At 64.4% G+C, this 15,780-nt stretch carries 11 protein-coding genes; 6 read left to right on the top strand and 5 right to left on the bottom strand.

Features of this window, described 5'->3' with window-relative positions:
- Positions 1-152: 152 nt before the first annotated feature.
- From WDM24_RS38385 to WDM24_RS38395, 3 genes are all read right to left on the bottom strand, one after another.
- The gene (locus tag WDM24_RS38385) at positions 153-1,775 is read right to left on the bottom strand and encodes an ABC transporter substrate-binding protein (RefSeq protein WP_338829397.1); all 1,623 of its coding nucleotides are present in this window, start codon (positions 1,773-1,775) and stop codon (positions 153-155) included.
- Positions 1,776-2,101: 326 nt separating this feature from the next.
- The gene (locus tag WDM24_RS38390) at positions 2,102-2,515 is read right to left on the bottom strand and encodes a DoxX family protein (protein WP_338692610.1); all 414 of its coding nucleotides are present in this window, start codon (positions 2,513-2,515) and stop codon (positions 2,102-2,104) included.
- A 124-nt stretch (positions 2,516-2,639) separates the two neighbouring features.
- Positions 2,640-3,512: an NmrA family NAD(P)-binding protein gene (locus WDM24_RS38395; protein WP_166307601.1), complete on the bottom strand. Its 873-nt coding sequence runs from the start codon at positions 3,510-3,512 to the stop codon at positions 2,640-2,642.
- 116 nt (positions 3,513-3,628) lie between these two features.
- Between WDM24_RS38395 and WDM24_RS38400 the strand changes: the two genes are divergently transcribed.
- A complete protein-coding gene (locus WDM24_RS38400; RefSeq protein ID WP_166299437.1) occupies positions 3,629-4,051 on the top strand; it encodes a winged helix-turn-helix transcriptional regulator in 423 nt (140 codons plus the stop codon).
- 202 nt (positions 4,052-4,253) lie between these two features.
- Here WDM24_RS38400 and WDM24_RS38405 read toward each other — a convergent pair whose 3' ends face one another.
- Both WDM24_RS38405 and ugpB read right to left on the bottom strand, forming a co-directional pair.
- Positions 4,254-5,210 carry an aminoglycoside 3'-phosphotransferase/choline kinase family protein gene (locus WDM24_RS38405; protein ID WP_338829398.1) on the bottom strand — a complete coding sequence of 319 codons (957 nt, stop codon included), beginning with the start codon at positions 5,208-5,210 and terminating at the stop codon, positions 4,254-4,256.
- A gap of 161 nt (positions 5,211-5,371) precedes the next feature.
- Positions 5,372-6,691, bottom strand: a complete 1,320-nt coding sequence (ugpB, locus tag WDM24_RS38410) for a sn-glycerol-3-phosphate ABC transporter substrate-binding protein UgpB (RefSeq protein WP_338829399.1) — start codon at positions 6,689-6,691, stop codon at positions 5,372-5,374.
- Positions 6,692-6,907: 216 nt separating this feature from the next.
- Here ugpB and WDM24_RS38415 point away from each other — a divergent pair, with 216 nt between their 5' ends.
- From WDM24_RS38415 to polA, 5 genes are all read left to right on the top strand, one after another.
- Positions 6,908-7,864 (top strand): TRAP transporter substrate-binding protein, encoded by a 957-nt coding sequence (locus WDM24_RS38415; RefSeq protein ID WP_338701689.1) that lies wholly within the window; start codon positions 6,908-6,910, stop codon positions 7,862-7,864.
- Positions 7,865-7,961: 97 nt separating this feature from the next.
- The gene (locus WDM24_RS38420; protein ID WP_338832522.1) at positions 7,962-9,953 is read left to right on the top strand and encodes a HAMP domain-containing sensor histidine kinase; all 1,992 of its coding nucleotides are present in this window, start codon (positions 7,962-7,964) and stop codon (positions 9,951-9,953) included.
- On the top strand, positions 9,923-11,671 hold the full coding sequence (locus WDM24_RS38425; RefSeq protein WP_338829401.1) for an ATP-binding response regulator: 1,749 nt from the start codon (positions 9,923-9,925) through the stop codon (positions 11,669-11,671). Before WDM24_RS38420 ends, WDM24_RS38425 begins: the two co-directional genes overlap by 31 nt.
- Positions 11,668-12,405 (top strand): response regulator, encoded by a 738-nt coding sequence (locus WDM24_RS38430; RefSeq protein ID WP_338692618.1) that lies wholly within the window; start codon positions 11,668-11,670, stop codon positions 12,403-12,405. Before WDM24_RS38425 ends, WDM24_RS38430 begins: the two co-directional genes overlap by 4 nt.
- 218 nt (positions 12,406-12,623) lie before the next feature.
- Positions 12,624-15,689 carry a DNA polymerase I gene (gene polA, locus WDM24_RS38435; RefSeq protein ID WP_338829402.1) on the top strand — a complete coding sequence of 1,022 codons (3,066 nt, stop codon included), beginning with the start codon at positions 12,624-12,626 and terminating at the stop codon, positions 15,687-15,689.
- The last annotated feature ends 91 nt before the right edge of the window (positions 15,690-15,780 follow it).

Here is a 15,780-nt window from a genome sequence, read left to right on the forward strand (position 1 = left end):
TTGGGGAGAGGGGTGGCCGCAAACACCGCCGTCTGGGCTTACCCCTCTCCCTGCCCCTCCCCCGCAAGGGGGGAGGGAATGAGAGAGTAGCGCTCACCTCACTTGAGCGAGCGGCCCACGCCAATGTGTCGCGGACGATCAGCATCACCGCCTCACCCCTTCGCCATCGCGCGGTAGTCGAGGCGGCGGTGGAACCAGTATTGGTAGCCCGAGATGTTCTTCTGCATCGCGACGTTGACGAAGGGCTGATAGAGCGGGATGCGCGGGATGTCGGCGAAGGCGAGATCGACGAAGCCCTTGACGTCTGCGTCGTAGGCCGCGGTGTCGCCGGCTGCGGCAGCGGTGCGCGCGCCGTCGATCAGCCTGTCCATCTCCGGCGACTTGTAGCTCATGGTGTTGAAGACGGAATTGTTGCCGTGATAGCACCAGTAGAAGAAGTACTCGGGGTAATCGAGCCAGCCCGAGAACACGTTGGTGAACAGCGGCATTTCCTTCTTGTTCAGCTCGGTGCGCCAGTTGGCGCCGGGCACCTTGTTGATCGTGGCCTTGATGCCGAGCTGCGCCAGGCTCTCCTGCACCAGCACGCAGAGCGGCTCGTTGACGCCTGCGAAATTCAGGTCGAACGAGATCGTGGTCTCGAAGCCGTTGGCGTAGCCGGCCTCGGCGAGCAGCGCCTTGGCTTTCTCCATGTCGGTGTCGTATTTCGTCGGCTGCGGCCAGGCGACCTCGGTCGGCTTGTCCTTTGCTGCGCCGAACATCGGGTTGGCGAGGCCGAACAGCACCGCATCCATGATCTTCTGATACGGCATCGCGTAGGCCATCGCCTGCCGCACCTTGGGATTGTCGAACGGCGGCTTGGTCACGTTCATGCCGATATACTGGATGCCGTTGGAGAACGGCAGCGAGACCACGTTGAGCTTGCCATTCGCCTTCATCTCCTGGAAGTCCTTGAACGGCAGCTCATAGGAGATGTCGGCGTCGCCGCGCTCGAGCAGCGCACGGCGGTTGCCGGCCTGCGGCACCATGCGCCAGATCACGCGCTTGATCTTCGGCAAGGGACCGCAGACCCAATCGTCGTTGCGCTCCATGATCACTTCGGTGCCGGCGGTCCATTTGGTCACCTTGTAGGCGCCGGAGCCCGCGGTCTGCTGCTTGGTGAATTCGAGCCCCCACGGATCCTTTTCGCTGGCGTTCTTCTTCACCAGCTCGGAGTTGACGACGCAGGGCACGATCACGGCGAGATCGGGGATCGTCAGCCTGTCCTTCCTGAGGAAGTCGACGCGCACCGTCGTATCGTCGATGACGACGAACTGCTCGGGCTTGGTCAGCGAGCCCGCGCTCATCTGGAAGGTCGGGAAGCCGCCGACCGAGACGGCGCGGTCGAGCGACCATTTGACGTCCTTCGCCGTGACCGGCGCGCCGTCGTGGAATTTGGCGTTCTTGCGCAGCTTGAAGGTGACCGACATGTCGTCGATCTTCATGTCCTCGGCGAGTTCACCCTTGAACTTGTCGCGGTCGTAATAAGGCACCCCGCCCGGACCGCTCTTCATCTCGTGGCTGATCAGCCGGTCGTAGCAATTCCACGACACCTCATAACCGGGCACGTTGGTGCCGATACCGTGGATATCGAGATTGTTCGGACCGCCCTCGGAGACGATCAGCAGCGTCTCAGAGCGCGCGTCGGCCTTGGCCGGCGACCAGATCGCGGGCGCGGTCGGCGCCAGCGCCCCCGCTGCCAGTCCGGACACCGATTTGAGGAAATCGCGACGCTTCATGTGATGCTCCAAATGCCTTTTTGGAAAATGGCTTTGGAACAGGGATCGCAAGGTTTGTGCCAACCCTTAACGGAATCTTATTCCGAATTAAGCAATTGAAATTCAAGGCAAAACATTGCACTGGCAGCAAAGTCCGGCCAAGCACGTTGCATACAAAGGCAGACAGTTTGCCCAATATGAGTGCAAACGACAGGTGCTGCTCGCCTTTTCGTGCAACCAGCGACCAGGCGTCACTAGCTGGGACGCGGACTCATTAAGGCGTAGCCACAGGCGGTGCGAGCGCGAGCTGTCAGTGGCGTGGCGGTTAGGTGGGGCGCCATCCCGTTTCACCTGTGAACGCTTGCAGGCGAACCTTCCCCCGGCCCTCCAGTGGCGTCAGTCATGCCGAGCTGGGGAGCCGCTCTCCGCCAGGCGATCCAGCCAACTACTATCGATAGTGCCGCTACGACAAGCGGCGCCACCCCGTGCCCGTATTCGCCGTGGAGTGTGACGGTCGCGAGCGCCGCCAACATCACGGCGCAGCCGAGCGCCGAGCCCCACAGCCGCGTCCGTGCCCGCGCCAGCAGAACGGCGGTCGTGAGTTCCAGCGATCCGGTTACGAAATGGAACCAGTACGGGTATCCCCACCGCAGATATTCTTCGTAGATAGACCCAGGGGCGAAGATGTTGCTGAGCGATCCCACAACGAAGAAAGCTGCAAGCGCCAAGGCCGAGACTAGGCGCCAGGAAATCTTTGACATTTGTCCATCCTTTTCTGATTAGGGCGTCGCGGAGAGACGGCCGGCTCGCGACGCATTCATTCCGAAGGAGATGCGAATTTCCGGAACAGGTCCGAAAGTCGCATCTCATCGCTGATCCGCGGACCTAAGCCGTGGCGGCCTTCTGGGCCGCTGCGAAGACATCGCGGGGAAGCGTTGTGCCGGCGACGCGCTCCGTGCCCGCTACGCCGACGTCCATCCAGCCCGCGTTGACGGCGTCGAACATCGCTTCAGCCGGTCCGGTTTGGCCCTTCGGGATGCCGAACTGCTCGAATGCTGCCGGCCACTCCGCCCGCGGGACAGCGAAGGCGTGGACTTCGCGCTGCATGACATCGCCCAGTTGCGCTGCGACTTCATCCGCGCTGACCATCGAACCAAGTTCGATGGCGCGATGCTCCGACCACGCCGGCCCGGTCAGCAGCGTCGCCACCTCGGCACCGATGTCGTTCGTCGCGACCATGGTCGATTTCCGGTTGGTCGGGTTGTAGTAGACGGGGAGCGTGCCGCCCTTGGCGACGTGCAGGCCGTAAAGGAAGTTCTCGAAAAACCCGCCGGCGCGCACGAAGGCGGTCGGCGATGTCAGTTTGCGAAAGCCTTGCTCCAGCAACGACAGGGCCGTGATCATCCCCAGCCCGCTGGTTCTGTTCGCCCCCATTGACGAGAGCCCGACGACTCGCGGCGGCGGGGCCTTGGTCAGCGCCTCGACATAGTTCGCGATGACGCCCTTGGCTTCCTTGAAGTCCGGCGAGGGGGCCCAGACGGCCGGCAACATTACAAACGCGCCGTCGACGCCCTTGAGCGCCCGCTCGATGGCGGCCGTGTCGTTCCAGTCGCCGTCCACCAGTTCCACGCCCTGGTCCGTCCAGCTTGCCGCCTTCCCGCGGTCGCGAACCAGCGCGCGTACTTTCTTACCTTGCGCCAATAGATGCCTGGCCGTTGCGCCGCCGACTTTTCCTGTAATTCCAGTGACTAGAAACATGCGTATTCTCCGGGTGCTCAATGGCCTATATTCTAGGGTAGGTCTCACATAGAGACCGCAGACCTGCACCGTAAGGAGGCAGTTTTTTGTAACCAGGAGAGAAAAAGGGGACCGGCATGAGCGACGCATTGAGCGCGATCGAGCGATTCAGCCGATATCAATCGGACGACGCCCAGTCAGTAGAGCCCGTGCATTGCCCGGTGCGCGACGTGCTCGACTGCATCGGCGACAAGTGGAGCATACTCATGATCATGACCCTCGCGACGCGACCGCAGCGCTTCGGCGAGCTTCGCCGAGCCATCCGCGACATCTCGAAGCGCATGCTCACACAGACGCTGCGCGACTTGGAGCGCGACGGACTTATCACCCGCCATGTCTTTCCGACCAAGCCGCCGGGCGTTGAATATCGCCTTTCCCCGCTAGGCCAATCCCTGCTGGACCCGATGGCGAGCCTCATCGATTGGGCCGACCGTCGCTATTCGGATATCCATGCTGCGCGCGTCCGCTTTGACGAAGCCCCCTGTGATGTCCCGCGTTAGTGATGTGAAACAGAAGTTCACATCATCGCGTGTGTGAGGTTTGGCGGCGTGCTTCCGATGCAGATAACAGCAGCCGGTTCGTTAGCTGTTGCCGAGAATGGATGTCGGCATTCGTTACGGTGATGGCCGCTGGCGGAATCTCAAGTCTACCCTCCTGCTGCACGACGAGTCAGAACTGACGGCGATCCCGGAATTGCGGCGTTCAATAATAGTCCGGCCAGATCAACTGCTGAAGCTGCACGAAATCGTCGACCCGGTCCGGCCACCCCTCGATGCAGATGTGCCGGAGCGGATCGCTGGCCCCATGCAGCATCAGCAGCGCCATCAGCCGCCGCTTCAGCGCGAACGTCACATCCGCGGGTGCAATCCCAAAGCCGTCGAACAGGCTGCGCACAAGCCGCGGATGGCCGGCGGCCATGAAGGCGCTGGGACCGAGCAGATCGTACTCGCCCCACCCGGTCCGGACATCGCCGAAGTCGAACAGGCCGGCGACGTGCCAGCCGTCGGCCCGGCGCTCCAGCAGGAAATTCTCCGGGATGTACTCGCCGGTCAGGATCACCGGCGGCGCGTCCATCGGGATCAGTTCGGCGGCGTCCCGCAGCAAATCGTCGAGCCCGGCGAGGAATTTCGCCGGCAGGCCGAGCCGCTCGTGCCGCGCCCGGCACTGCGCGATCTGCCCGCGCATGAAGGCCTCCCAGCGCGGCTCGATCGCAAGCAGGCGGCCGGGCGGCACGCGCTGTACTTCGGCAATCACGGCGCCGATCTCGGCGAGCACGCGCTCCCGCTCGGCCTCCGACAGCGACGGCCACACCTCCGAGCCGACGGTGCCGGACAGGCGGGTGATGACGAGATACGGCCAGCCGTCCCGCTCGCCCTCCGCGACCAGGTCGGGAATCGGAAAGCCGAGCCGTCCGCGCAATTCCGCCAGCGCGCCGCGTTCGGAGACGAATTGCGGGCGCAGAAACGGTGGAAACAGTTTCAGGATCAGTTCACCGTCGAGCCCGATAACGAGATTGGTGCCGGTCGAGAACACATGCGGGGTGCGCCAGAACAGCCCATGGCCGTCGGCAATATCGCGCGCGACCGGCAGCCAGCGCGACGTGTCGCTGCGCCAGGCGCGGTAGGTGTCGTAGGTGGTCAGGGATGGAAGGGATATCATTTCAAGGAATCTCGTAGCCCAATCTCTCCCCGTCATCCTGAGGTGCGAGCGGAGCGAGCCTCGAAGGATGCACGGCCCGACGGTGGCCGTCGATCCTTCGAGAGGCCGCTTCGCGGCTCCTCAGGATGACGGAGAAGCAGTTGAGCAGCCTGGCTGCACGATCACCGGTCCGGATTGGCGCGCTCGAACTGGCGCAGCAGGCGGTTGCCGCGTTCAACGGCGTTGTCCATCGCGGCCTGCGCCGTACGCTTGCCGGCGAACACCTGCTCGAGCTCCTCCTCGATCACATCGCGGATCAGGACGAACGAGCCGAGGCGGATGCCCTTCGAGTTGTCGGTCGGCGGCTTCAACGTGACCTCCTCGATCGACATCGAGGCGCCGGGATTGCGATCATAGAAGCCCTGCGCGCGGGTGAGATCGAACGCGGCGTGGGTGATCGGCAAGTAACCCGTGTTCTGGTGCCAGGCGGCCTGGACTTCCGGCCGCGACAGATAGGCGAAGAACTTCGCCACTCCGGCATATTCGGCGCGCGGCCGGTCGCGCAGCACCCACAGCGTCGCGCCGCCGATGATCGAGTTTTGCGGCGCGCCCTGCACGTCGGGATCGTACGGCATCATGCCGTAGCCGACCTCGAATTTTGAGTTGGCCCTGATGTCGGCTCGGGTGCCGGACGAGCCGATGAAGATGCCGCACTCGCCCTTCTGGAAGCGCGGCTCGGCCAACTGCCCGCGGCCGCTATAGTCGAAGGTCTTGTCGGCCTGCCACTGCGCGAGCTGCGCGATATGGCGCACCAGCAGCGGGTTGTTGAAGATCAGCTGCGCGTCGAGCCCGGAGAATCCGTTGGCCTTGGTCGCGATCGGCAGATTGTGGAAGGCGGAGAAATTCTCGACGTTGATCCAGGACGGCCACGACGTGGTCACCCCGCACATTGCGCCCGCGGCGCGCAGCCGCTTGGCCGCGATGCCGAGCTCTGGCCAGGTCCTCGGAGGCTGGCTCGGATCGAGCCCGGCCGAACGGAACATATCCTTGTTGTAGTAGAGGATCGGCGTCGAGGCGTTGAACGGAAACGACAGCATGTTGCCATCGACATCGGCATAGTAGCCGGCCACCGCGGGCAGATAGGCCGACGGCGCGAACGCTTCCGATTGATCGCGCATCAGCTCGAACACCGGATAGATCGCGCCGCGCGCCGCCATCATGGTTGCGGTGGCGATCTCGTTGACCTGAACGATCGCCGGCTGGCTGCGCGAGCGGAAGGCGAAGATCGCCGCGGTGACGGTTTCGGTGTAGTTGCCCTTGTAGACGGGCACGATCCGGTAGTCGGACTGCGAGGTGTTGAAATCGGCGGCGAGCTTCTCGAGCTGCTTGCCGAGCTCACCCGACATCGCGTGCCACCACATGATCTCGGTCGCAGCTTGCGCGGGCGATACAAGCAGAAGGGCCGCCACGGTGAGTTGCAGGAGTTTGAAAGCGAACTTCACGACGAGCTGTTCCTCGATGCCAGCGCGCAGTCATAAGGCGCCACAACCCCGGATTCAATCGACACAGCAGGTTGCACCGCGGATTTAACGTTTGGCCGATGGGCGAACCACCCACGTTCTGCTAGAAAGCATTGAACCTTTTCCTCCCGCCCTGGACACAAATCACAAGGGGAATTGTAGCCTGTGTACCGCCGCGCCGGCCTTTCGCGGACAATGATGCTTGCCGTCGCGCTGTTATGGACAGCGGTTTCGGCGAGCCTTTCTGCGCGCGAATTCCGCACGGCCGATACCCAGAATGAGGACTATCCGACCGTTCAGGCACTGAATTACATGGACCGCCTGATCGCCGAGCGGACCTCCGGCCGGCACCGCATCGTGGTCTTCCATTCCCGCCAGCTCGGCGAGGAAAAGGAGACGCTGGAACAGACCCGGGCCGGCGCCATCGATCTGAACCGGACCAACGTCGCGCTGATCGGAACCATGGTGCCATCGGTCAACGTGCTGGCGATGCCGTTCCTGTTTCGGTCGCTTGAGCACCTGCAACATGTGCTGGACGGACCGATCGGGACCGAGATCCTGAACAATTTCGAAGCCCATGGCTTCGTCGGATTGACCTTCTACGATTCCGGCGCCCGCTCGATCTACAACAGCGTCCGCCCGGTGCGCTCGCTCGACGACCTCAAGGGGCTGCGGCTGCGCGTGCAGCAATCCGAACAGATGTCGGACATGATCCGCGCTCTTGGCGCCCAGCCGGTCGAAATGCCCTACGGCCAGGTGCTGACCGGGCTCGCCAACCGGCTGATCGATGGCGCGGAGAACAACTGGCCGTCCTTCGTCACCACCGGCCACTACAAATACGCCGGCTACTACACCTTGACCCGGCACACCATGAGCCCGGAAGTGCTGGTGATGTCGCGCAAGGCCTGGGCCAGCCTCTCGCCGGACGAGCAGACCATCTTCCGCGATGCCGCGCAGCGCTCCAGCATCTATATGCGCGACAAGTGGCGGGAGCTCGAGGAGCGCTCGCGCAAGCAGGCGGAACTCGCGGGCGTCAAGGTCGTGACCGACTTCGACCGCAAGCCGTTCGAGGCGGCGATGGCCGGTATCTATGCCAGGGCCGAGCGCGATCCCGCTCTATCAGCGCTGATCGAACGCATCCGCAACATGGAGTAACCGGATCTTGGCTGCACCCAAACAGGACAGGAAGACACGGCGGCCGGCGGCCTTTGGGCCGCAGGGCCGTTTCCGTATCGTCCAGTTGCTGCGTGCGGTGCCGATCCGCTGGCGCATTCTTTCGATCGCGCTGCTCAACTCCGCGGTCGTGATCGTGCTCGCGGTGCTGATCTGGAACGGTTCGAAGGTGCTCGGCTCCGCCTGGGAGGATGTCCGCCAGGTGCGGGAATCCGACAAGATCCTGGCCAAGCTCGAAAGCGAGACCAGCCGGCTGCAGAACCTGATCCACCGCTACATCAACCAGCCGAGCCCGGACCTGTTCGCGGAAATCCTGCTGCTGCGCGAGGCCGTGCTCGGCACGCTGACGAACCGGGCCTCGACCGACCCGATGCTGTCGGGCTCGGTCGAGCAGCTGGAACGCGTCACCAGCCGCTTCCTCGACGGCTTCGGTGAATTGCGCACCTTGCAGACCAAGATCTCCAAGACCTATGACGAACAGGTGCTGACGCCGACCAAGGACATGGCCGGGCTCTATTCGATCATCGAGGGCGCGACCGGGCATCGCGATGCGCTGATCTGGCCCGCACTCGGCAAGTCGCGCGAGGCGTTCACCTCGCTGCTGGTCGCCGCCAACGCCTACTACCTCTCGCTCGCCTCGTCGTCGGCCGAAGAGGCCCGCCGCAACATCGACACGATCGAGAAGACGATCCCGGTCATGACCGATATGGCCGAGAATGATTTGCAGCGCATGGCGCTGGCGCGGCTCAAGGTCAAGACCGCCGAGCTGCGCGACGGGCTCGGCAAGCTCAGCGAACAACTCACCAACCGCACCGACCTGTTGCGCAACTCGATCGACGCCAGCCAGGCCGACGCGATCGGCGCGATCGACGATCTCTCGGTGAAGATGCGCCAGCGCGAGCAGAAGGCGCAGGAGACGTTCGACAGGACGCTGTCTTCGATTTCGCGCCGGGTGCTGTCGATTGCCGTGGTCTTCCTCGGCGTCATCATGTCGGCCGGCGTCATGATCGCACTGTCGATCCGGCTGCCGCTCGCGCAGATCATGGCCGCGATGCGCACGATCACCTCGGGCGATCTCGACCGGCCGGTGCAGGGCACCTCGGCCAAGGACGAGGTCGGCGCCATGGCGCGCGCGGTCGAGGTATTCCGCGAAAACGCGATCGCCAAGCGCAAGACCGAGGACGAGCTGCGCACCGCCAAGGAGAAGGCCGAGAGCGCACTGCTCGAGCTCAATGCCGCGCAGCAGAACCTGATCGATGCCGAGCGCCTCGCCGCGCTCGGCGGCCTCGTGGCCGGCGTCGCCCACGAGGTCAACAACCCGATCGGCATCAGCCTGACGGTGGCCTCGAGCTTTGCCCGCCGCGCCGAGATGTTCGACAACGACCTGAAGACCGAGCCGCTGCGCCGCTCCAAGCTCGATGACTTCGTGCGCGCTTCGCGCGACGCTTCGCAGCAGCTGGTCTCCAACCTGCAGCGCGCCGGCGAACTGATCCAGTCGTTCAAGCAGGTCGCCGTCGACCGCTCGCATGCCGAACGGCGCCAGTTCAGCCTGGGCGAATCGACCGACCAGATCGTGGCGAGCCTGCGGCCGGTCCTGAAGAAGGCCGCCATCGCGCTGTCCGTCGACGTGCCCGAGGGGCTCCTGATCGACGGCTATCCGGGCGCCTATGGGCAGATTTTAACCAATCTTTTCCTCAACGCCGTCAATCATGCCTTCGCCGACGGCCGCTCCGGCAACATCACGATCTCGGCCCGCGGCCGCGGCGCCGATGATGTCGAGATCATCTTCGCGGATAACGGGGCTGGCATGACGCCGGACGTGCAGCGGCAGGCGTTCGACCCCTTCTTTACGACGCGCCGCAACGAAGGTGGTACGGGTCTCGGCCTCCATATCGTCTATAACCTGGTCACCCAGCAGCTCGGCGGACGCATGATGCTGGAGTCAAGGGTAGGACAAGGCACCACTTTTCGCATTATCATGCCCAGGATCGCCAAGGGCCAGCCCACGATCACTGACGCAGCAGCTGACGGAACCAGTCAATGGCCGAACAGGACGATGTCCTCCAACTGATCGACGATACCGAGAGCCCCCCGGAGGACTCGTCGGCCCGCAAATGGAAGATCGCCGTCATCGACGACGATCACGCCGTCCATGAAGGCACCCGTTTCGCGCTCAGCGACTACAATCTGAACGGTGCGACGCTGGAAATCCTCTCGGCCTACTCCGCGGCCGAAGGCCGCACGCTGATGCGGGACAACCCTGATATCGCAGCCGTGCTGCTCGACGTCATCATGGAGACCGACGTCGCCGGCCTCGAGCTCGTCGAGTTCATCCGCAACGAGATCAAGAACGAGACCGTCCGCATCATCCTGCGCACCGGCCAGCCCGGCCAGGCGCCGGAACGGCGCGTCATCGTGCAGTACGACATCAACGACTACAAGGCGAAGACCGAGCTCACCGCCGACAAGCTGTTCACCTCGCTGACGGCGGCGCTGCGCAGCTACCAGCAGCTCGAGCGCATGGTGCAGACAAGGCGCGGCCTCGAGATCATCATCGACGCCGCCTCGACCCTGTACGATTTCAAGTCGATGCAGCGTCTCGCCGAAGGCGTGCTGACCCAGCTCGCCTCGCTGCTCAATGTCGATTGCGCCGGGATCCTAGTGCTGCGCGACGACGGCAACGCAGCCGCATGCGATTTCTCGGTGTTGGCCTGCTCGGGCTGCTACAGCCGCTTCATCGGCACCACCTCGTCGAGGGCGCTCGATCCGGACCTGCGACACATGGTGGAGGCGGCATTCCAGCGCCGCAAGAACGAGTTCGCCGACCACCGCAGCGTACTCTATTCGCGCACCGGCAGCGGCCGCGAGGTCGTGGTGCTGCTGCAGGCCGAACGCCAGCTCTCCGACACCGACCGTGCGCTGGTCGAGATCTTCTCGAGCCGGCTGTCGATCGCGTTCGACAATGTGATCCTGTACCAGCAGCTGCACGAGGCCAACAGCCAGCTCGAGGACCGCGTCGCGCAGCGCACCCGCGCGCTGATGCAGGCCAACCGGCGGCTGTCGGCGCAGTGGCTGCGGCTACAGCGCGCCAACGGCTTCAAGAACGAGATCCTCGGCACCGTCGCCCACGACCTGAAGAATCCGCTCGGCGTGATCCTCGGCCGCACCGAGATGCTGACCGAACTGATCGGCGCCGGCTCGCCGAAGGAGAGCGTCACGTCGCAGGTCGAGCACATCCGGGATGCGACCAAGCGGCTGACCTCGATGGTCGACCACCTGATCTCGGATGCGATGGCCGATGCCTTCGACATCACCATTCGCCGCGAGCCGGTCGATGTCGCAGCCCTCGTCAACGAGGTCACCGAGGCCAATTTGCCCTCGGCCGTCAACAAGCAGCAGAGCATCTCGGTCTCGGGTCCGCAGCATTTCGTCACGATGTGCGACGCCGACCGGATCCGCGAGGCGATCGACAACCTCGTCAGCAACGCCATCAAATACTCGCCGATCGGCGGCAAGATCACGGTCTCGGTCAGCCACGAGGGCGAAGACACCGTGATCCGCATCTCCGACCAGGGCCCCGGCCTCAGCCCCGAGGATCTCGGGCGGCTGTTCGGCCGGTTCCAGCGGCTGTCGGCCAAGCCGACCGCGGGCGAGAGCTCGACCGGCCTCGGCCTCTCCATCGTCAAGCGCATCATCGACATGCATGGCGGCCATGTGACCGCTCAGAGCCCCGGTCCCGGACAGGGGTCGACCTTTACGGTTACACTGCCGGCGACAGAGACATCATGAACCAGAACCCGCATATCTTCATTGTCGACGACGAGGCGCCGGCCCGCGAGATGGTCGGCGATTACCTCAAGATGCACGGCTTTGGCGTGACGCTGTGCGATGGCGGCAAGAGCCTGCGCAAGGAGATCGAGAGCAGCACGCCCGATCTCGTGGTGCTGGACCTCAACATGCCCGAGGAGGACGGGCTCTCGATCATTCGCGACCTCAAGAGCAAGATCAACGTCCCCGTCATCATGCTGACAGCTACTGCCAGCCCGATCGACCGCGTGGTCGGGCTCGAGCTCGGCGCCGACGATTACGTGGCAAAACCCTGCGAATTGCGCGAGCTGATGGCGCGCATCCGCTCGGTGCTGCGGCGGAGCGGCCCCGCGAAGACCGCTGCGCCGGAGCCGGCCGGTGCAAAGGCCGAAAAGGAGCAATTGGTGCGGTTCGGCACCAAATGGCTCGATCTCGAGGCCCAGGCCTTGCGCGACGACGAAGGCAATGAGCACCCGCTGACGGCCTCCGAATTCGGCCTGCTGAAGGTGTTCGCGGCCAATCCGAAGCGGGTTCTGTCGCGCGAGCGGCTTTTGGAACTCGCCAATGCGCGCGACGCGGAAGCCTTCGACCGCGCCGTCGACCTCCGCATCATGCGGATCCGCCGCAAGATCGAATTCGATCCGACCAAGCCGTCGGTGATCCGGACCATCCGCGGCGGCGGCTACCTGTTCTCGCCGACCGGCGATAAGGCATAATCTATTCCGCAGCTGCCCCGACACCCTGAGGAGCCGCGAAGCGGCGTCTCGAAGGGTCGACGGCCACCAGTCGGGCCGTTCAGCCTTCGAGGCTCGCTCCGCTCGCACCTCAGGATGACGGGATGGCACCATCAAATCCATCGATTTGGCTGTGCGGCACGCCCAGAATCCACACAGCAAAGGCTGTCAATCCGCGCAAAAATCCCTAAGTTTCGGCCATGCCGAAAACAGCCTCCACAGACCCCGCCAAATCAGCCCCGAAGACCGCCCCCAAGCCCGTTGCCGCCGAGCCCGTTGCTACCAAGGCCGCGGCGAAGGGCGACCATGTCTTCCTGGTCGATGGTTCGGGCTACATCTTCCGCGCCTATCACGCGCTGCCGCCGCTGAACCGCAAGTCCGATGGGCTGCAGGTCAATGCCGTGCTTGGCTTCTGCAACATGCTCTGGAAGCTGCTGCGCGACATGCCGGAGGACAACCGGCCGACGCATCTGGCGATCGTGTTCGACAAGTCGGAGATCACCTTCCGCAACAAGCTCTATCCCGACTACAAGGCGCACCGGCCGCCGGCGCCGGACGATTTGATCCCGCAATTCGCGCTGATCCGCGAGGCGGTGCGCGCTTTCGACCTGCCGTGCCTCGAGCAGGTCGGCTTCGAGGCAGACGATCTGATCGCGACCTATGCGCGACTGGCGAGCGAGCGCGGCGCGACCACGACGATCGTATCTTCCGACAAGGATTTGATGCAGCTCGTCAACGACAAGGTCGTGATGTACGACACGATGAAGGATCGCCGCATCGGCCGCGACGAGGTGATCGAGAAATTCGGCGTGCCGCCGGAGAAGGTGGTCGAGGTGCAAGCGCTGGCCGGCGACTCCACCGACAACGTTCCCGGCGTGCCCGGCATCGGCATCAAGACCGCGGCGCAGCTGATCATCGAATATGGCGACCTCGATCAGCTGCTGTTCCGCGCCAGCGAGATCAAGCAGCCGAAGCGGCGCGAGGCGCTGCTCGAGAACGCCGAGAAGGCCCGCATCTCGCGCCAGCTCGTGCTCCTCGACGACAAGGTCGCGCTCGAGGTGCCGCTCGACGACCTTGCCGTGCACGAGCCCGACTCGCGCCGGCTGATCGCCTTCCTCAAGGCGATGGAGTTCTCCACCCTCACCCGCCGCGTCGGCGAATACGCGCAGATCGATCCCGCCAATGTCGATGCCGATCCCGGCAACAAGAGCGGCGCCAGCGTGTTCTCGCCGCTGCCGCCGTCGGACGTGACGCCCGCGCCCGGAAACGGATCGGCGGCCTCTGCATCTGCAACGTCAGCGTCGAAAGAGCGCGCCAAGCCGAGCGGCGCGCGCGACGACAAGAATTCCAGCCTGAAGGGCACGCCGGCCGCGCTGGCGGAGACCCGCGGCGAGGCGATCCGCAACACCGGCTTCGACCGCAAGGCGTATCAGGCGATCGGCAGCCTCGACCAGCTCAAGGCCTTCATCGCCCGCGTGCCCGACACCGGCTATGTCGCGATCGAGGCGATGTCCGAATCGATCGACCCGATGCAGGGCGAGCTCTCCGGGCTCGCGCTGGCACTGGCGCCGAACGACGCCTGCTACGTGCCGCTCAGCCACCGGCAGCCCGGCGGCGGCGCAGGCCTGTTCGATGCAGGCCTCGCACCCGGCCAGATCAAGGCTGCCGAGGCGCTTGAGACCCTGAAGCCGCTGCTGGAGTCCGCCGGCATCCAAAAGGTCGGCTTCAACGTCAAGTTCACCTCGGTGATGCTGGCGCAGCACGGCATCACCTTGCGCAACATCGATGATGCGCAGCTGATGAGCTACGCGCTCGATGCCGGCCGCGGCTCGCATGCGCTGGAGTCGCTCGCCGAACGCTGGTTCGAGCATGCCGTCGTCAATTACGGCGGCCTCGTCGGCAGCGGCAAGGGCAAGCTGACCTTCGATCAAGTCACGATCGACAAGGCGACTGAATACGCCGCCGAGAGCGCCGATTTGATCCTGCGGCTGTGGCGGGTGCTGAAGCCGCGCCTGGTCGCCGAGCGGATGACGACGGTCTACGAGACGCTGGAGCGGCCGCTGGTGTCGGTGCTGGCGCGAATGGAGCGGCGCGGCATCTCGATCGACCGCCAGGTGCTGTCGCGGCTGTCGGGCGATTTCGCCCAGACCGCGGCGCGGGTCGAGGCCGAGATTCAGCAGATCGCCGGCGAGCCGGTCAATGTCGGCAGCCCGAAGCAGATCGGCGACATCATCTTCGGCAAGATGGGATTGCCCGGCGGCACCAAGACCAAGACCGGCGCGTGGTCGACCACCGCGCAGGTGCTGGACGACCTCGCCGAACAGGGTCTCGAATTCCCCAAGAAGATCCTGGAGTGGCGCCAGGTCTCGAAGCTGAAATCGACCTATACCGACGCGCTGCCGACCTATGTCAACCCGCAGACCCATCGCGTGCACACCACCTACGCGCTGGCCGCGACCACGACGGGGCGGCTGTCGTCGAACGAGCCGAATTTGCAGAACATCCCGGTGCGCACCGAGGACGGCCGCAAGATCCGCCGCGCCTTCATCGCGACGCCGGGCAACAAGCTGGTGTCGGCCGACTATTCCCAGATTGAGCTGCGTCTGCTTGCCGAGATCGCCGACGTGCCGGTGCTGCGCCAGGCGTTCCGCGACGGGCTCGACATTCATGCCATGACCGCGTCTGAGATGTTCGGCGTGCCGATCAAGGACATGCCGAGCGAGGTGCGCCGCCGCGCCAAGGCGATCAACTTCGGCATCATCTACGGCATCTCGGCGTTCGGCCTCGCCAACCAGCTCGGCATCGCCCGCGAGGAAGCTTCGGCCTACATCAAGAAATATTTCGAGCGCTTCCCTGGCATCCGCGCCTACATGGACGAGACCAAGGATTTCTGCCGCCGCAATGGCTATGTGACGACGCTGTTCGGCCGCAAGTGCTATTACCCTGATATCAAGGCGTCCAACGCCTCGGTGCGCGCTTTCAACGAACGCGCCGCAATCAACGCCCGCCTGCAGGGTACCGCGGCCGACATCATCCGCCGCGCCATGATCCGGGTCGAGGGCGCGCTCGCCGAGAAGAAGCTCTCGGCGCAGATGCTGCTGCAGGTGCATGACGAATTGATCTTCGAGGTGCCCGACGGCGAAGTCGCGGCGACGCTGCCCGTCGTGCAAAAGGCGATGCAGGATGCGCCCTTCCCCGCGGTGATCCTGTCGCTGCCGCTGCAGGTCGACGCCCGCGCCGCCAACAATTGGGACGAGGCGCATTAGCTTTCTTGCCTCTCCCGCTTGCGGGGGAGGCCGACGCGCGCGAAGCGCGCGGCGGGTGGGGGCTCTCACCGCTGAAAGATTCTGCGCGGAG

The organism is Bradyrhizobium sp. 27S5 (genome assembly GCF_037217225.1).
In the GTDB taxonomy this organism is placed as follows: Bacteria; Pseudomonadota; Alphaproteobacteria; order Rhizobiales; family Xanthobacteraceae; genus Bradyrhizobium; species Bradyrhizobium septentrionale.